Genomic DNA, 17798 nt, shown 5'->3' on the forward strand with positions numbered 1-17798 from the left:
GTAAAGCTGAATATCGGTTTATGTGATTAATGGGAGCCGTAACACGCGATACCGTCACCCGTGCGGCGGCGCCCCTGGGCGGTCACTCCACGTCGCGCCGCTCCAGCGGTGCGACGGCCGGGCCCTGGAGCACCGTGCCGTCCACGGCGAAGCGCGAGCCGTGGCAGGGGCACTCCCAGGCGCGCTCGGCGCGGTTGAAGCTGACCAGGCAGCCGAGGTGGGTGCAGCGGGCCGACACGGCCTGCAGGGCACCCTCCTCGTCGCGGTGGACCGCGAGCCGTGCGGTGCCGGAGCGGACCACCGCGCCGTCGCCCGGGGCCAGGTCGTCCACCGAGGCCGGCGGCTTCAGCCGGTCGCCGACGAAGTGCCGGGCCACCTCGGCCTGCGTCTTCAGCAGCGACGGCGCCTCGCGCACCACCGACTTCAGCCGGCGCGGGTCGTACAGCTCCCGCCAGGCGCAGTCCCGGCCGGTGATCAACGCGGTCAGCAGCAGCCCGCCCATGATCCCGCCGCTCAGGCCCCAGCCGCCGAAGCCGGTGACCACGTAGGCGTGCCGGGCGCCCGGGTGCAGGGGGCCGACCAGCGGGACGGTGTCGGTGGACTCGTTGTCCTGGGTGGCCCAGGCGTGGTCCAGGGTCACCCCGGGGAAGTGCACCTCCGCCCAGCCGGCGAGCCGGTCGAAGCCCGCCTGCGGATCGCCTGTGCCGGGTGTGAAGTGCTCCCCGGTGACCACGAGCAGCCGCTGCCCGTCCGGGCCGTAGGGCGCCGTCCGCACCGAGCGGGTGTTCTCGTCCGGCGTGATGTACATGCCGTGCGGGTCGGGGCCGTCGCCCAGCGGTCCGGCGACGACCAGTTCCCGGCGCGGGGAGAGCCGGGTGAACAGCAGGGCCCGGTCGAACACCGGATAGTGGGTGGCGACCACGACGTCCCGGGCGGTCACCGTGGCGCCCGACTCGGTGGTCAGCCGGCACGGCTCGCCCTCCGTCAGACGGGTGACCCGGGTGTGCTCGAAGACCTGGCCGCCGTGCGCGAGCAGGTCGGCGGTGAGCGCCCGCAGGTACTTGACCGGGTGGAACTGCGCCTGCCCGGTCACCCGGACCGCGCCCGCCACCGGGAACGGCAGGCCGGTCTCCGTGGTGAACGAGGCCGGCAGCCCCGCCTCCCGGGCGGCCTCCGCCTCCGCGCGCACCTCGTCCACCCGCGACCGGTCCCGGACATAGGTGTAGGCGTCCCTGGTCTCCCACTCGCAGTCGACGCCCAGCTCGGCCACCAGCGCCGCCGCGTGCTCGATCGCCTCAGTCTGCGAACGGGCGTACAGCCGCGCCCCCTCCGGCCCCCGGGTGCGCCGGAGCCGGTCGTAGACCAGGGTGTGCTGGGCGGTCAGCTTGGCGGTGGTGTAGCCGGTGACCCCGGCCGCGGCCCGCCCGGCCTCCAGCACCGCCACCCGCCGGCCGGCCCGGGCCAGCTCGTGGGCGGTGCTCAGGCCCGCGATGCCCGCGCCGACGACCGCCACGTCCACGACGAGATCCCCGTCCAGGACGGGGTGGGACGGCCCGGGAGCGGTCTGCAGCCAGTACGAATCGGTGACCTTCCGCTGTTCGCGCATGCCCGCCGGGTACCCCGGCCCGCCCGGCCCACGTCTGCCCCGCATCCTCGGTCCCGCATCACGCCTGCTCCAGCAGCCGCTTCCGGCACTCCGCCACGTCGAAGTCCGCCTCCGGATACCGCGGGTCCAGCTCCCGCAGCTGCTCCAGCAGCAGCCGGCCGACCGCCCAGTTGCGGTACCACTTGTGGTCCGCCGGCACCAGGTACCAGGGCGCGTACGGGGCCGCGCAGCGCGTCAGGGCCAGCTCGTACGCCTCCTGGTAGGCGGGCCACAGGGCGCGTTCGCCGATGTCGCCCGGGTCGAACTTCCAGTGCTTGTCGGGGCGGTCCAGGCGGCGCAGCAGACGGCGGCGCTGCTCGTCGTAGGAGACGTGCAGGAAGCACTTGACGAGGGTCACGCCCTCCTCGGCGAGGGTGCGTTCGAAGTCGTTGATCAAACCGTAGCGGCTGCCGATCTCGGCGGGCCGGGCCAGGTGCCGGACGCGGGCGATCAGCACGTCCTCGTAGTGCGAGCGGTCGAAGATGCCGATCTCGCCGGGCCCGGGCAGCGCCTGCCGCACCCGCCACAGGAAGTCGTGCCGCCGCTCCTCCTCGGTGGGCGCCTTGAACGCCCTGATCCGGCAGCCGGACGGATTGAGCTGGCCGATCACGTGCTTGACCGTGCCGCCCTTGCCGCTGGTGTCCATGCCCTGCAGCACCAGCAGCACCCGGCGGTGGTCGCCCGCGGTGCCCGCCGCCCAGAGCCGCTCCTGGAGCCCGGCCAGGTGCCTGCCCATGCGTTCGGTGTCCGCCAGCGCGGCCTGCTTGCCGTCCGGGGCGCCCGGGGTGGCCCGGGCGTCGTACCCGGACAGCTCGATCCGCTCGCCCGGCGGGAGGCGCAACAGGTCCCGAAGGGTCTCCTCGCGCTTCCTGGCCGGCTTCTTCGGCACGGGCGCTCCTTCCGTCCGGGGCGGGGTGGCTCCGGGTGCCCGTCAGCCCGTGCGCGGTGCGCCGTCGGTGTGCGCGACGGGCTCCTGCTCCTGCTCCGGCAGCGCCGGCTGCCCGCCCCGCTCCAGGAAGTGCAGCAGCTCCACCGGGATGGGCAGGACCAGGGTGGAGTTCTTCTCGGCCGCCACCGCCATCACCGTCTGCAGCAGCCGCAGCTGGAGCGCGGCCGGGGTGTCGGCCATCTGCTGGGCCGCCTCGGCGAGCTTCCTGGAGGCCTGGAGCTCGGCGTCCGCGTTGATGATCCGGGCCCGGCGCTCGCGGTCCGCCTCGGCCTGGCGGGCCATCGACCGCTTCATGGTGTCCGGCAGCGACACGTCCTTGATCTCGACCCGGTCGACCTGGATGCCCCAGCCCACCGCCGGGCTGTCGATCATCAGCTCCAGGCCCTGGTTGAGCTTCTCGCGGTTGGACAGCAGGTCGTCCAGATCGCTCTTGCCGATGATGGACCGCAGCGAGGTCTGTGCCATCTGCGAGACCGCGAACTTGTAGTCCTCGACCTTCAGCAGGGCGCTCGTCGCGTCGACCACCCGGAAGTAGACCACCGCGTCCACCCGGACGGTGACGTTGTCCCGGGTGATGCCCTCCTGGGCCGGGATGGGCAGGGTCACGATCTGCATGTTGACCTTCTGCAGCCGGTCCACGAAGGGGATGATCAGGTTCAGGCCCGGCGAGCGCACCTCCCCGGTGACCCGGCCGAGCCGGAACAGCACACCGCGTTCGTACTGCTTGACCACGCGGGCCGCCGTCGCCAGGTACACGAGACCGGCGGAGCCCGCCGCCGCGACGGCCACCACAAGGTCCTCGACCATGGTGACCTCCTCACCCAGAGGCCGGTTTGTCTGCTGTTGCCACGATAGGCCCGTGGGGCCGGGATGCCGAGAGTTCCCGGCGCCCCGGCCCCACGGGCGGGCACTCAGGCCGCGGTGACCAGCTGCACCGGTTCCGTACCGACCGCGCTGTGCCGTGCGGCCCAGTTGTCCAGGGCGGTACGGCAGGCGTGGTCCAGGTGGTGCAGCCCGGACAGGTCGAGCCGGACCGGGCGGTCCTGGGGCAGCGCCTCCAGGCTGTCCAGGATCTTCGGCAGCCGCAGGAAGGTGGCGTTCCCGGACAGGTGCGCCTCCACCGGGCCGGCCCCCTTGTCCACGACCTCCAGCTTGACGTGCGAGGCCTCCCAGGCGGTCTTGACCACCGCCAGCGCGAGACCGATGAGCACGCCCTCGAACATGCTGACCGCCACGATGGAGACGGCCGTGGCGGCGAGCACCAGCGCCTCCCCGCGGTGCTCGCGCCACAGCACGGTCAGCGCCCGGAGCGGCACCAGCTTGGCGCCCGCGTGGATCAGGATGCCCGCGAGGGCCGGGATCGGGATGTAGGCCAGCACGTCGGGCAGCAGCGCCGCGAACAGCAGCAGCCACACGCCGTGCAGCACCCGCGAGGCCTTCGTCCGGGCGCCCGCCTGGACGTTGGCCGCGCTGCGCACGATCACCGCGGTCATCGGCAGCGCGCCGAGCACCCCGCACACCATGTTGCCGGTGCCCTGGGCGACGAGTTCCCGGTTGTACTGGGTGCGCGGACCGGAGTGCAGCCGGTCCACGGCCGCCGCGCTGAACAGGGACTCGGCGGACGCGATCAGGGTGAACGCGACGACCGTGCCGAGCAGCCCGACGCCGGCCAGCTCGCCGAAGGCGCTCAGCGGCGGCGGCTGGATCGAGCCGAGCAGGCCCTGCACCTCCACCGTCGCCACGGGCAGGTCCAGCGCGAACGCGGCCAGCGTGGCGAGCCCCACCGCGGCCAGCGGACCGGGCACGGCGCGCACCTGCGCCGGGGTGTGCTTCCACAGCAGCAGCACCGCGACCGTGCCCGCGGCCACCGCGAGGGAGGCCAGGGCGTCGGTGTCGCCGAAGGCGTCGAGGAACGCGCCGGGCAGCTGGAAGATCTTGTCCAGGCCGGAGTCGGGCGCCTTCGTCGCCAGGGCCGGGTACAGCTGCCCGGCGATGATCACCAGGCCGATTCCCGCCAGCATGCCCTCGACGACGGAGACGGAGATGGCGCGGAAGTAACGGCCCAGCCGCAGCAGGCCCATGGCCACCTGGAGCACTCCGGTGACGAGCACGATCACGCCGAGCACCGGCAGGCCGAACTCCTTGACCGCCTCGAAGACGAGCACGGTCATGCCGGCCGCCGGACCCGACACCTGCAGGCTGCTGCCGCGCATCAGCCCGGTGACGATGCCGCCCACGATGCCGGTGACCAGGCCGAGTTCGGCCGGCACCCCGGAGGCGACGGCCACGCCCACGCACAGCGGCAGCGCGACCAGGAAGACCACCAGGGAGGCGGCGAAGTCCTCCTTGAGGTGGGGGAAACGGGATATGAGGGTGCGGTTGTCGGTCATCGGCGCGCTCACAGGGACTCGAAGGTGTCGGTCTGCGGGCGGTGCGTCCGTACGGCGCCGGTGTGCACCTCGTAGTACCAGGCGTGCAGGTCGAGCTGACCGTCCGCCAGCTTCCGCTCCACGCACGGGTACGAGCGCAGTCGCAGCAGCTGGGTCAGGACGTGGGACTGCACGCCCTCGGCGACCTCCGGGTCCTCGGCCGCACCGGCCGGGCGCGGAGTGGCGGAGACCAGCCAGTCGCGCACGGCCGGTACGGCGGTCAGGTCGTCCCCGCGCACCAGTGCGCCGACGGCACCGCAGTGCGAGTGGCCGCAGACCACGATGTCGCGGACACCGAGCACCTCCACGGCGTACTCGATGGTGGCCGCCTCGCTGGTGGGGTGCTCGGAGACGTAGGGCGGGACGATGTTGCCCGCGGTGCGCAGCTCGAACAGCTCGCCGGGGCGGGCGCCCGTGATCAGGGCCGGGACGACCCGGGAATCGGAGCAGGTGATGAACAGCACCTGGGGGGACTGGCCTTCGGCGAGTCTGGCGAACTCCTCAGGGCGCTGTCCGAAGGTACGGGCGTTGTCGATGAGGGGCTGCATGAATATGAGTTCCTCCTGGCGCGCCTGCCTGGCGCGTCGGACTTGAACAACGGTTGTGGGGGGGGAGAGAGCAGAGCAGCCGGCTCTCAGCAGCGGAAGACCTGGAGCGCTGCCGGGGTGTGGGATCTGGAGGTTCTCGGAGCGAGGCGGTGCGGGGCCTCGGAGGGAGCCGCGGGGCTCGCACCGGCCGCCCGGCCGGATATGAGGGCGCGTTCCTGGCAGCAGCAGGACGCGGGGCAGCGCTGGCGGTCACGGACGTGCGGGGTCCCCAGGGGGTCGCCCGGGCAGCCGGGGGCGCGGACCCGGTCCGTGCCCTCGCGCACGGGGTGCGCGGAGGGGGCGACTCGGGTCTCGGCCTTGGCCAGCGCCTGACCGAAAGTGTGCGCGGGTGCGAAGGTTCCCGTCGGAGTGAAGAGCTGGAACGCCAGCAGTGCGGCGCCGAGAAGGGTGAGCAGGCTCCGGACGGCCGTACCTCGGAACATGAGCACCCCCTCCGACGTGTTCACGTTTCTTGTCCAGACCAAGTGTTGGTCAATGGATGGTCAAGAAACACGTTAACCCGGCAAAGGCCTTTGCAGTGTTAACTGAACGTTACTCGCCCAAGAGAGCGTGAAAAACGCGGGTGGCGTGGCGTGAACCGGCTCTTGACCCGCGGAGTTTGATGGACTATCGGATGCCCGGGTGGGGGCCTAGGCGCCGAGCAGGCCCTTCCCGTCGCGGGCCAGCGCGGTGAGCCGGGATATCGCGCGGAAGTACTTCTTGCGGTAGCCACCGTTCAGCATCTCCTCGCTGAACAGCTTGTCGAACGGCAGACCCGAGGCCAGCACCGGGACCTCGCGGTCGTAGAGCCGGTCGGCGAGGACCACCAGCCGCAGCGCCGTCGACTGGTCCGGCACCGGCTGGACGCCGGTCAGGCACACCGCCCGCACCCCGTCGGTCAGCGCGCCGTACCGGCTCGGGTGCACCTTCGCCAGGTGCTCCAGCAGGTGCGGGAAGTCGTCCAGCGAGGCGCCCTCGGTGGCGAAGGCGGTCTTCATGACCTCCTCGTCCGAGAAGGGCGCCGGGGCCTCGGGCAGGCCGCGGTGGCGGTAGTCCTCGCCGTCGATGCGCAGCGGGCGGAAGTGGGCCGACAGGCCCTGGATCTCGCGCAGGAAGTCGGCCGCGGCGAAGCGGCCCTCGCCCAGCTTGCCGGGCAGCGTGTTGGAGGTGGCGGCGAGCGCCACGCCCGCCTCGACCAGCTTGCCCAGCAGGGTCGACACCAGGACCGTGTCGCCGGGGTCGTCCAGCTCGAACTCGTCGATGCACAGCAGGCTGTGCCCGGACAGCGTCCGCACCGTCTGCTGGAAGCCGAGCGCGCCGACCAGGTTGGTCAGCTCCACGAAGGTGCCGAACGCCTTGCGGGACGGCTCGGCCGGGGCGGCGTGCCACAGGGAGGCGAGCAGGTGGGTCTTGCCGACGCCGTAGCCGCCGTCCAGGTACACCCCGCGCGGGCCCGCCGGGGCCTTGGGCGCCTTGGCCCGGCCGAAACCGAAGAGGCCGCGCTTGCCGTTGCCGGCGGCCTGCGCCCCGCCGAGCCCGGCCGCGAAGCCCTCCAGCACCCGGACGGCCTCGGTCTGGCTGGGCTGGTTCGCATCCGGGATGTACGTGGCGAAGCGGACCGAGTCGAAACGCGGGGGCGGCACCATCTCGGCGACCAGCCGGTCCGCGGGGACGTGCGGCTCGCGGGCGCACAGGGACAGGGGGCCGGCTTCCGGCAGCGGACTGGAACCGGGGGCGGTGGTGGAGGACGACACAGTTATCCATGCTAAGCGCCGTGTCACACTGCACGGCATGCGACGCCTGTTCCCTGTGACCGAAGAGACAGCAGCCCGGGCCTCGGCCGGGGGCCCGGAAGAGGAGGGGGCCGGCGGGGCCGCACACGCCCGCGAGGAGAACCGGGAGTGGAGCCTCGCCGAGCTGGCCGCCGCCTACGCCTACCCGGAGCCCGCGCAGGGTGCCCCGCGGCCGTGGCTGCGGGCCAACATGGTCTCCTCCCTCGACGGCGCCGCCCAGCACGAGGGCCGCTCCCAGCCCATCTCCAGCGCCGCCGACATGCGGATCTTCGGCACCCTGCGGGCGCTCGCGGACGTCGTGCTGGTGGGCGCGGAGACGGTACGGCAGGAGGGGTACCGCCCCGCCCGCGTGCGGACCGAGTTCGCCGCGGTCCGCGAGGCCGCCGGGCAGGGTCCGGTCCCGGCGATCGCGATCGTCACCGCGAGCCTGGAGCTGGACTTCTCGCTGCCGCTGTTCACCTCGCCCCTGGTGCCCACGCTGCTCCTGACCGGGGCCGCAGCCGCCCCCGACCGGATCGCCGCCGCCGAGCGGGCCGGCGCGCGGGTGCTGGTCGCCGGCGAGGGCATGGGCGTGGAGCCCGCCCGGGCGGTCCAGGCCCTGGCCGGGCTCGGCCACACCCGGCTGCTCACCGAGGGCGGCCCCCGGCTGCTCGGCCAGCTGATCGCCGCGGAGGTGCTGGACGAGCTGTGCCTGACCCTGTCGCCGACGCTCACCGCGGGCAGCGCCCAGCGCATCGCCGGGGGGCCGTCGGTCGCCGTGCCGCACCGGTTCGCCCTCACGTCCCTGCTGGAGGAGGACGGATTCCTGTTCGGTCGTTACCGTCGGTCCTGACACCGGCGGAATCTACCGTTCCGGTTAGTTTCCGGCGGACGGACCCAGTCCGGCAGTACCCGTGCGATCACGGGGAAGGATGGTTTCCGCAGGGGCCCTGCCGGGCCCTCCAAGGAGAAGAGGCGCCTGGTGTTCACAAGCGTTCTGATGATCGAGAAGGCCCTGACGTCCGCCGACGTCGAGTTCGTCACCACCTTGCACGGGGACGAGCCCGTCGCCTTCCACGTCCTGCTGCAGCCGCGCGGCGATCAGGCGGACCGGCTGCTGCGGGCCATCGACGACATCGCGCTCGGCGAACTCGACGAGGCGGTGCGCGAGCGGGAGACGCCGGAGGGGCAGGAGGCGCGCAGCGTGGGACAGCAGGCCCTGGACGTGTCCCTCCGGGCGTTGCGCTCCGCGGGGAGCGCGGCGGAGGGGCGGCTCGTCGAGGACCATCCGCTGGACGCGCTGAAGTCGCTGGTCGCGGAGGTGGGGGCGGACGAGGTGATCGTGCTCACCGACCCGCACTACGTCGAGGAGTTCTTCCACCGGGACTGGGCCTCGCGGGCGCGGCACAAGGTCGGGGTGCCGGTACTGAAGCTGTTCTCGCACAGCAAGGCGTAGCCGCTCCGCCGGGTCGGCCCCGCGGCCCCTGGGCCGGCTGCCCCCCGCCCCTTGCAGGGCGACAGGTGCTTGAGCGCATAGGCTAGGCCTGCTTTCCGCTCGTACCGTCTCTGGGGAGAAACGCATGGCACCCGGCCTTCCTACCGCCATGGACCGACCGCACTTCATCGGCATCGGCGGCGCCGGGATGTCGGGCATCGCCAAGATCCTCGCGCAGCGCGGGGCGAAGGTGGCCGGCAGCGACGCCAAGGATTCGGCGACCGCCGAGGCCCTCCGGGCCCTGGGCGCGACCGTGCACATCGGGCACGCCGCCGAGCACCTCGCCGACGACGCGAGCTGTGTCGTGGTGTCGTCGGCGATCCGCGAGGACAACCCCGAGCTGGCCCGCGCCGCCGAGCTGGGCATCCCGGTCGTGCACCGCTCCGACGCGCTGGCCGCGCTGATGGAGGGGCTGCGGCCGATCGCCGTGGCCGGCACCCACGGCAAGACCACGACCACCTCCATGCTGGCCGTCTCGCTGACCGAGCTGGGCCTGGAGCCGTCGTACGCCATCGGCGGCGACCTGGACGCGCCCGGCTCCAACGCGCTGCACGGCGAGGGCGACATCTTCGTCGCCGAGGCGGACGAGTCGGACCGCAGCTTCCACAAGTACGCGCCCGAGGTCGCCATCGTCCTCAACGTCGAGCTGGACCACCACGCCAACTACGCCTCGATGGACGAGATCTACGAGTCCTTCGAGACGTTCGTCGGCCGCGTCACCGCGGGCGGCACCCTGGTCGTCTCCGCCGACCACGAGGGCGCCCGGGAGCTGACCCGGCGCGTCGCCGGGCGCGAGGTGCGGGTGGTGACGTACGGCGAGGCCGAGGACGCCGACGTCCGCGTGCTGTCGATCGTCCCGCAGGGGCTCAAGAGCCAGGTCACCGCGGTGCTCGACGGCCAGGAGCTGACCTTCGCCGTCTCCGTGCCCGGCCGGCACTACGCCCTCAACGCCGTCGCCGCGCTCGCCGCCGGTGCCGCCCTCGGCGTCCCGGCCGCGGAACTGGCGCCCGCACTCGCCGCCTACACCGGCGTCAAGCGGCGCCTCCAGCTCAAGGGCGAGGCGGCCGGCGTCCAGGTCATCGACTCCTACGCCCACCACCCCACCGAGATGACCGCCGACCTGGAGGCCATGCGCGCCGCCGCCGGCGACGCCCGCATCCTCGTCGTCTTCCAGCCGCACCTGTTCTCCCGCACCCAGGAACTGGGCAAGGAGATGGGGCAGGCGCTGGCCCTCGCCGACGCCTCGGTGGTGCTCGACATCTACCCGGCCCGCGAGGACCCGATCCCCGGGGTGACCAGCGAGCTGATCATCGAGGCCGCGCACGCGGCCGGCGCCGGCGTCACCGCCGTGCACGACAAGGCGGAGATCCCCGCGGTGATCGCGGGAATGGCGAAGCCCGGTGATCTCGTTCTCACCATGGGCGCGGGTGATGTGACCGACCTGGGCCCGCTGATCCTGGACCGCCTGTCGCAGTAAAGGGGCTGAGAGCTGATGTCGTACGACGTCGAGAAGCCGGACGAGCAGTGGCGCGCGGAGCTGACCCCGGCCGAGTACGCCGTGCTGCGCCAGGCCGCCACCGAGCCGGCCTTCACCGGTGAGTACACGGACACCAAGACCAGGGGTGTGTACTCCTGCCGGGCCTGTGGCGCCGACCTGTTCACCTCCGACACCAAGTTCGAGTCGCACTGCGGCTGGCCGTCCTTCTTCGACCCGAAGGACACCGACGCCGTGGAGCTGGTGGAGGACCGGTCCCACGGCATGGTCCGCACCGAGGTGCGCTGCGCCCGCTGCGGCTCCCACCTCGGGCACGTCTTCGCCGGCGAGGGCTACCCGACCCCCACCGACCAGCGGTACTGCATCAACTCGATCTCCCTGCGGCTGGTCCCCGAGGAGAGCTGAGCCGCATCCGCGGGACTGCCGGGGCGGCCGGGGCTGATGCCCGGGTCGTCCCGGTTTGAGACTCTGTGAGGGTGTGGGGTGTGGCGCGGTGGATCCGGTCCTCCCGCCGGCCGCCGCCCGTCGACGCCGGCGGCCACGGCGAGGCCGGACGGCTGAGCGTCCTGCGCGAGGCCCTGGCCGGGATCGGTACGACCCTCGACGCGGCCACCACCCGCACCGAGCTGACCCGGGCCGCCGTACGGCTGGCCGGCGGAGCCGCCGCCGTGCTGCACCGCACCGGGGACGCCGTCGGCGGGTACGAGGCGATCACCGGGGACGCCGCGCTGCTGCCCGACGCCCGGTGGGCCGCCGCGGCGGCCCGGGAGACGGACCTGCCGGCCGTCGGCGCGGGCCGGACGTCCGGACCGGAGCACCCCGGTGCGGTCGTCGCCGCCCCGCTGACCAGCGGGGACGGGGTGTACGGCGTCCTGGTGTGGGCGCGGGCCGGCGCACCGCCGCGGCGTGCCGAGGCCGAGCTGCTCGCCCTCCTCGCCGAGCGCGCCGCCTCCCACCTCCGGCACGCCCACGCCCACGAGCAGGTCAGCCGCACCGCCGGCGATCTGCAGCGGGCCCTGCTCGCCGAACCCGGCCGGCCGCACCCCAACCTGGACGTCGCGGTCCGCTATCTGCCGGTGGGAAGCAGTGCCCTGGTCGGCGGCGACTGGTGCGAGACCGTACGGCTGCACTTCGGCCGGACCCTGCTGGTCGTCGGGGACGTCATGGGGCACGGCCTGGAATCCGCCGTCGACATGAGCGCCTACCGCTCCTCCCTGCGCTCCGTCGCCTCCGCCGACCTCCCCCCGCACCGGGTGCTGCGGCAGCTGGACGACCTCGCCTCCGGGGAGGCCGACCGCAGACCCGCCACCTGTCTGCTCGCCCGCGTCGACCCCCACCGCAGCCAGGTCACCCTGGCCAGCGCCGGCCATCTGCCGCCCGCCCTCATCGACCGGGACGGCGCCACCGGGGTACTGACCGTGCCGGTCGGGCCGCCGCTGGGCACCGGACTCGGCGGGTACGAGTCGGCCACCCACCGGCTGGCGCCCGGCGAGACGCTGGTGCTGTTCACCGACGGGCTCGTGGAGCGCCGCGGCGAGGACATCGACCGCTCCCTGGCCCGGCTGGCCGCCCTGCGCTTCGCTGCCGGGGACGCCCTCGACGCCGTCCTGGACACCATCCTCGCCCGCCTGGACGCCCGGCACGCCGAGGACGACGTCGCCGTCCTCGCCGCCCGCCCACACCCACGGCCCGGGGCGCCGGCCGGCTGAGGCGGTTCGGGGGGGCAGGCGCCGGATGGCGGCGGCCGGCTGAGGCGGCCGGCAGTTCAGGCGCCGGCGTGGACCAGTGCGGCCCAGGTCCAGGGGTGGTCGGGGTCGGCTGTGCGCAGTGCGCGGACTGTGTGGTGCAGGGTGAGTGCGGCGGGCAGGGGGGCGGGGTCCGGCCTGCGGTGGATGGCGGTGGCCGGCTGGGGCGGGTCGGGGGGTCAGGCGCCGGCGTGGACCAGTGCGGCCCAGGTCCAGGGGTGGTCGGGGTCGGCCGTGCGCAGTGCGCGGACCGTGTGGTGCAGGGCGAGTGCCGCGGGCAGCGGGGCCGGGTCCGGCAGGGCCGGGGCCAGTCTGCGGTGGAAGGCGGCGGCGGCCTCGGCGGCGAAGGCGTCCCCGACCTCCCAGAGCGTGGCCACCGACTGCGTGTAGCCCGCCACCTGAAAGACCGAGGCCAGGTGGATGACCTCGTCGACGAAGGCGGGTGAGGCACTCCCGCGGGCCGTCCCGCACGCCGACAGATACGCCAGCTCCGCCGACTCCAGATGCAGCTCGGCGATCTCCCCCACACAGAGGTCGCCGTCGGCGAGCAGCAGCCGGCCCGCCGCGGCGTCCTCGGGGTCGCTGCCGGCATGGCAGGCGAAGTGCACCACCGCCGCGCCCGGCAGCGCTCCGCACACCGCCGCCCGGGTGGCGTCCGGCCCGACCAGCCGGTCACCGCCGCTCGCCGCGACCGCCTCCCCGGCCTCGGCCACCGTCCGCGCCAGCGGCGCCTGCCCCGGCGTCTGGGGCATCGCCACCGCCAGCACACCCCGCCGGCCCGGCGCCGCCCGCCGGCGGGCCCGGCTGTACAGCAGGGCGCGCAGCGTCGGCGTGTAGGAGGAGGCCACCCGGTCCAGGACGGCCGCCCCCGCGGGCGCACCCGGACCGTGGTGCCCGGCGGCGTGCAGCGGGAAGGAGTTGAGCACTCCGGACGGCGACCACCACAGCCGGGGCCACGCCTCGCCCGGGGCGGGCGGCCCGGTGAACCCCAGGGCGTCCAGGACCGGTTCGGCCAGGACGTCCCACAGCCAGGCCAGCGTGCCGGTGAAGATCTCCCGCGCCGACTCGAACAGCGGATCGCGCGGGCCGGCCGTGAGCGCGCCGACGGCCAGCCGGAAGGACTCCGCCTGCGCGGCGAGCCCGGCCGCGTCCAGTCCGGGCAGCGGCACCGGTAGCACCCCGTCGGGCCGCAGCACCAGCGCGTCGCAACGGCGCGGATGGACGTTGACGCTCACCACCGGGCCCTCGGCGGCGGCCGGCCGCAGATCGTCCAGACCGAGCGGCAGCGGCGTCAGGAACCGCTGGAAGTCCGGGCGCTGCTGGAGTTCGGTGACGAGCCGGGCCGCGTGCTCCGCGGCGGCGCGCTGCTCGGCCACCTCCTCCGGGCCGGGCCAGCGGCCGGGCTCCGCGCTCCGGCGCAGCGCGCGCAGCCGGTCCAGAGCGGACCGCAACCGGGCGTGCAGGCCGGCGTCGGCGCCCTCCAGGACGGACAGTTCACGGCGGGCGTTGAGCGCCGTGGACAGCAGGTGCGCCCGGCCGTCCTCCAGCGTCTCCAGGGCGTCCACCGGGTCGTGCCGGTCCAGCGCCTGGGCGGCACCGTCGCAGGCGAGCCGGATGATCAGGCTGGGCGAGCGTCCCTCGCCGGCCGGTTCGGCCTCCAGCAGCCGCCCGCGCCGCACGCGGTGCTGCGCGGCGGAGGCCCACTGCTGCACCAGCAGGGCGGTGCGCACGTCCGGTGCGCCGGTTGCGGTCAGCTCCCGGGCCAGCGCCTCGGCCTCCGTGTAGTCGGCCTCCTCCGACCACAGCCCGTGCCGGGTGAACAGGTGCATGGCCAGCGTGGTGCGGGTGTCGTCGTACTCCCGGGTGCCCGGCGCGAGCCGGGGCAGCCTGCGGCGGGCGCCGCGGACCCCGTCCTCCAGGGCCTGGACGTGGTCGAACGGCGAGTCGTGCGCGAACGCCAGCGCCGCGTGCCCGGCGAAGAGCTCCGGGCTGAGGCCCATGTCCGTCATCATCAGCGGCAGTTCCTCGTACAGCTCGCGCAGCAGCGGCAGCGTCTCGCGCATCCGCTCCAGCCGGGCCGCGGTTTCCCCCTCGGCGTGCAGGGCCGACATCACGAGCAGGGTGGCGCGCCCGGTGCGCAGCAGGCGGTGTTCGCGGGAGTCCGGGGGAGCCGCGGCGAGCAGCCGGTCGTAGACGCCGAGGATCTCGTCGAGGGCCCGGGTGTCGACCGGTTCCCGCGGCTCCGGCTCGGCGGTGGTGCCCCGCAGGAGGTCGGTGACGGCCCGCGCGCGTTCGGCCTCCGGCATCCTGGCGAGGCGCTGGAGCTCCAGGTGCAGGGCCTGGTCGAAGATGTCGCCCAGGGAACTGCGCCCGGGGTGGCCGAGGATCAGCTTGCCGAAGTCCATCAGTTCCTGGCCGCGCCCGCTGCCGCCGCCCTGCGGGCCCATCCCGAGCAGGCCCAGCACGGCGGCGATGGGGTGGCTGTCGTCCTCCCCGGACATCGCCGCGTGCACGATGGCGTCGATGGCGTCCGCGTCGGCCTGCAGCTCGGGGGTGAGGCCGGTCCGGGCGGGCGGTTCGTCCGGACCGAGGGTGTCCGCGCGCAGCCGCGCCGCGGTCTCGCCGATCAGCCGGGACTCCCCGGTGAACACCGGGTCGGCCGCGGCGAGCAGTCCGAACCCTTCCTCGGGCCGTCCGGCGGCCATCAGGTGGGTCGCCAGCCGCAGCCGTACGTCCTCCCGCTCGGGGTGGCCCGCGGGGGTGAGGTCGAGCAGCCGGCGCAGCGCGTCGGCGGCGTCCGCGGCGAGTTCGGCCGCGCGGTCCGGGGCGGCCCGGGACAGGCCGATCAGCGCGGCCTGCGCCAGCCGGTCCAGGTGGGAGCGGACCGCCGCCTCGTCCTCGGCCGGGGTGAGGTCGAGCGCGCGGCGCAGCGCGGTGACGGCCTCCGCCCGCACCTGCGGTGACATGTCCTCGTCCCGCTCGGCGTCCGCCGCGCGCAGGGTGAGGACGTAGCCGAGGTCGGAGTGCATCTGCGCCGCGTTGCCGTCGGCCGGGCCGGCGCCGCGGGTCGCCGCCCGCAGCAGCTCGATCACCTCGGGCAGCCGGGTACGGTCCTGGGTCCTGGCCGCGGTGGCCAGCAGCGCGAGGGCGAGGCCGTTGGCGCAGCGGACGTGGTTGTCGTGGTCCGGGGGAGTGGCCGCCAACGCCGTACGGAACACCCGGACCGCCTCGTCGAGACGGTCGGGGGCGGGGTCGCCGGGCGCGTCGCTGAGGATCAGCAGGGCGTAGCCGAGGTTGCAGCCGGCCACCGCCCGGTCGGGTCCCCCGGCCGCCAGGTGCGGCAGGGCGCCGCGGGTCAGCACCGCGCACGCCTCCAGCGCCTCCGGCCAGGTCCGGCCTAGGCCCAGCTCCAGCAGCAGGTAGCCGACGTTGACCAGGGCGGCGGCGTGCTCCCGCACGACGGCCTCGGGATCCTCGGGCCGGCCGGTGCCGAGCAGCGCGTCGAGCCCGGCGCGCAGCGGCGGCGGCAGCGGGTCCGGGGTGTCCGGCAGGTGGCAGTGGAACGGGGCGAGCAGCAGCAGACCCATCCGGGCGTCCGCCTCCCCGCCGCGGACCAGCAGGGTGACGCCGAGCGTGTACGCCACCTCCGGGTCCACGGCGGGACCGCCGTCCGGCTCGGCGAGCACCAGGTGGCGTAACAGCGCGTCGGCCTCGGCGAGCGCATCCCCGGTCAGCAGCACGGCGGTACCCTCCGGCCCCCCGAGCCGGTCGAGCCGCTCCCGCACCGCCCGCAGCAGCCGGTCGCGCCCGACGGGGTGGTCCTCACCGGTCCGCCGATCACGGCCACCCGGCCGCCCGCCGCCGGCCGGGGGGTATTCGCGGGGCTGCTGGTCGTCGCCGGCCGGTCGGCCGTCGTCGGTTCGCCGCTCGCCGGGGTCCTGTCGGTCGTCATTCACGTGCTGCTCCTTACCCATGCGCCGTTCCTCTCCGCCCGGAGCAGTCGGTTGCCGGTGGCGGGTGGTCCGCGTCGGTCTGCTGGCGTGGGCGGTCGGCCGGACGTGGCCGGCCGGGGCGTACTCGCGGGGCTGCTGGCGTGGCCGGCCGGGGGGTATTCGCGGGGCTGCTGGTCGTCGCCGGCCGGTCGGCCGTCGTCGGTTCGCCGCTCGCCGGGGTCCTGTCGGTCGTCCTTCACGTACCGCTCCTCACTCACGTACCGCGCTCCTCACCCACGCGCCGCCCCCCTCCCGCCCCCTCCCGCCCCACCCCGTCGTCATGGTCCGCGCTCCGCGTTGCCGGGGCGGTGCCCCGTGGGGTCGGGGGTGTCATCGGTGTCGGGCGCCCGCTCCCTTGCGGAAGCGTTCGGTGACCGTGTGGCCGAGGCCGGGCCGGACCGGGTGGGTCTCGTCGTCGAAGCGCTCGAACAGGTCCGGCAGGTGGACGTCCACGGCGGACTCCACCAACTCGGCGTACTCCTCGGCGCGTTCCCGGCCGCGCCGCCAGGCGACCAGGCCCGCGCCCGCCCCGGCCACGGCGGCCGGCCACCACACCGCGCCCAGCAGCACGTACAGCACCGCCCAGCCGCCGAGCCGCATCGCCTCGTCCAGCCGTTGCCGGGACTCCGCCAGCGGGAGCCGGGTGCTGTCCGGCAGGAGCAGCCACAACCGGGGCCAGGCGTCGGCGAGTTCGAGGCGGTAGTGCAGCCGTATCCGGATCGCGGGGGCGCGCAGCCGGTCCCCGGTCCAGGTCGGGCACTCCGGCCGGACCAGGGCCACCGCGTTCCGCTCGGCCTCCAGCCCGGCCGGCGTCGCGGTGGGCGGGGCCGCCCCGCAGGCCTCGTTCCGGTCGTCCCAGGCGCGCTGCCGGCGCTCGGTGAGCCGCCGGGCCAGCGGGTGCAGTGGGCGCGGCCAACTTCCCTGGAGCGCACGCTCGTACGGCACCGCCAGCGCGTCGGCGAGCAGCGCGGCGGCGAAGGACGCGGCCAGCACCCCGAGCAGCAGCACCGCCGTCCGGGTGGAGCCCGAGCCGGATCCGCCGGCGGTCAGCTCGCGCAGCCGGTGCCGCAGCAGCTCCAGGTCCGCCCAGTGCCGCTGGCCGAGGGTCAGCCCGGTGGCCGCGAGCGCGGTGAACACCAGACCCGGCAGCACCAGCACCGCCGCCCACCGCTCGGCCAGTTTCCGGCCGACGTCCGTGACGAGCCCCGTGAGCACCGGCCGCCCCGCTCAGCGCTCGGCGTCGAATCGCAGGGCCACGCCGAACACCTCGCACACCGGCAGCTCCTGGTCCGGCCGCCGTCGTTCGCGCCGGGCGCAGGCCCCGCGCGGGCAGACGTGCACCCCCGTCACCGTGTGCGGACCGGCGCCGGCGACGGCGGTCGGCAGGGACGAGCGGGTGTCCGTCCCGTCGCCGTCCGCCTCGTCGTCCTCGGCCAGCAGACCGAGCCGGGCCAGGTGGTCCGCGACCGGCTCACCGGCCCGGGCGGCCCGGACCGCCTGTTCGACGATCCGCCCGCGGGCCGCGCCGACCGGGCCCCGGTGCAGGCGACGCAGCAGTGGCAACTGACTGCACAGCAGAGCCAGTTGCTCGTCATGATCCTCAAGTGACGGCACGTCACCCATGGTAGGCGTCCGCCCCGCCGTGCGCTCGCCCGCCAAAGTACGGAAACACTCGCCGTCTAGACTCTC

Annotated in this window: 15 protein-coding genes; 5 read left to right on the plus strand and 10 right to left on the minus strand. The window is 74.6% G+C overall.

Translation table 11 applies throughout. The features are described 5' to 3' along the window. Positions 1–82 precede the first annotated feature (82 nt). The 7 genes from ABZ923_RS02745 to zapE all read right to left on the minus strand — a co-directional run bounded on the left by ABZ923_RS02745 (position 83) and on the right by zapE (position 7364). On the minus strand, positions 83–1606 hold the full coding sequence (locus tag ABZ923_RS02745) for an FAD-dependent oxidoreductase (protein WP_361465848.1): 1524 nt from the start codon (positions 1604–1606) through the stop codon (positions 83–85). 58 nt (positions 1607–1664) lie between these two features. Beyond that, positions 1665–2534, minus strand: a complete 870-nt coding sequence (locus ABZ923_RS02750) for a PPK2 family polyphosphate kinase (RefSeq protein WP_361465850.1) — start codon at positions 2532–2534, stop codon at positions 1665–1667. Positions 2535–2576: 42 nt separating this feature from the next. Beyond that, on the minus strand, positions 2577–3401 hold the full coding sequence (locus ABZ923_RS02755) for a slipin family protein (RefSeq protein WP_361465853.1): 825 nt from the start codon (positions 3399–3401) through the stop codon (positions 2577–2579). Positions 3402–3505: 104 nt separating this feature from the next. Beyond that, positions 3506–4984 (minus strand): SulP family inorganic anion transporter, encoded by a 1479-nt coding sequence (locus tag ABZ923_RS02760; RefSeq protein WP_361465856.1) that lies wholly within the window; start codon positions 4982–4984, stop codon positions 3506–3508. Between the two features lie 8 nt (positions 4985–4992). After that, complete coding sequence (locus ABZ923_RS02765) at positions 4993–5571, minus strand: carbonic anhydrase (RefSeq protein WP_361465859.1); 579 nt, start codon at positions 5569–5571, stop codon at positions 4993–4995. An 86-nt stretch (positions 5572–5657) separates the two neighbouring features. Next, the gene (locus ABZ923_RS02770; RefSeq protein ID WP_361465861.1) at positions 5658–6053 is read right to left on the minus strand and encodes a hypothetical protein; all 396 of its coding nucleotides are present in this window, start codon (positions 6051–6053) and stop codon (positions 5658–5660) included. 207 nt (positions 6054–6260) lie between these two features. After that, positions 6261–7364 carry a cell division protein ZapE gene (gene zapE, locus ABZ923_RS02775; RefSeq protein WP_361465863.1) on the minus strand — a complete coding sequence of 368 codons (1104 nt, stop codon included), beginning with the start codon at positions 7362–7364 and terminating at the stop codon, positions 6261–6263. A 37-nt stretch (positions 7365–7401) separates the two neighbouring features. Between zapE and ABZ923_RS02780 the strand changes: the two genes are divergently transcribed. The 5 genes from ABZ923_RS02780 to ABZ923_RS02800 all read left to right on the plus strand — a co-directional run bounded on the left by ABZ923_RS02780 (position 7402) and on the right by ABZ923_RS02800 (position 12081). Continuing rightward, entirely contained in the window at positions 7402–8235 is an 834-nt protein-coding gene (locus ABZ923_RS02780) for a pyrimidine reductase family protein (protein WP_361465866.1), read from the plus strand. 129 nt (positions 8236–8364) lie between these two features. Next, entirely contained in the window at positions 8365–8838 is a 474-nt protein-coding gene (locus tag ABZ923_RS02785) for an indole-3-glycerol phosphate synthase (protein WP_361465868.1), read from the plus strand. Positions 8839–8962: 124 nt separating this feature from the next. After that, positions 8963–10354 carry a UDP-N-acetylmuramate--L-alanine ligase gene (gene murC, locus ABZ923_RS02790; protein WP_361465871.1) on the plus strand — a complete coding sequence of 464 codons (1392 nt, stop codon included), beginning with the start codon at positions 8963–8965 and terminating at the stop codon, positions 10352–10354. A gap of 15 nt (positions 10355–10369) precedes the next feature. Then, positions 10370–10777: a peptide-methionine (R)-S-oxide reductase MsrB gene (gene msrB / locus ABZ923_RS02795; RefSeq protein ID WP_361465874.1), complete on the plus strand. Its 408-nt coding sequence runs from the start codon at positions 10370–10372 to the stop codon at positions 10775–10777. A gap of 80 nt (positions 10778–10857) precedes the next feature. Further along, positions 10858–12081, plus strand: coding sequence for a PP2C family protein-serine/threonine phosphatase (locus ABZ923_RS02800; protein WP_361465877.1), 1224 nt, complete (start codon positions 10858–10860; stop codon positions 12079–12081). Positions 12082–12296: 215 nt separating this feature from the next. Here the strand turns inward: ABZ923_RS02800 and ABZ923_RS02805 are convergent, their stop codons facing one another. The 3 genes from ABZ923_RS02805 to ABZ923_RS02815 all read right to left on the minus strand — a co-directional run bounded on the left by ABZ923_RS02805 (position 12297) and on the right by ABZ923_RS02815 (position 17723). After that, a complete protein-coding gene (locus ABZ923_RS02805; protein WP_361465880.1) occupies positions 12297–16073 on the minus strand; it encodes a CHAT domain-containing protein in 3777 nt (1258 codons plus the stop codon). 366 nt (positions 16074–16439) lie between these two features. After that, a complete protein-coding gene (locus ABZ923_RS02810) occupies positions 16440–17324 on the minus strand; it encodes a hypothetical protein (RefSeq protein WP_361465883.1) in 885 nt (294 codons plus the stop codon). A 12-nt stretch (positions 17325–17336) separates the two neighbouring features. Further along, a complete protein-coding gene (locus ABZ923_RS02815; protein ID WP_361465885.1) occupies positions 17337–17723 on the minus strand; it encodes a hypothetical protein in 387 nt (128 codons plus the stop codon). Between the last annotated feature and the right edge of the window lie 75 nt (positions 17724–17798).

The organism is Streptomyces sp. NPDC046881, from assembly GCF_040645015.1.
Classification (GTDB): Bacteria; Actinomycetota; Actinomycetes; order Streptomycetales; family Streptomycetaceae; genus Streptomyces.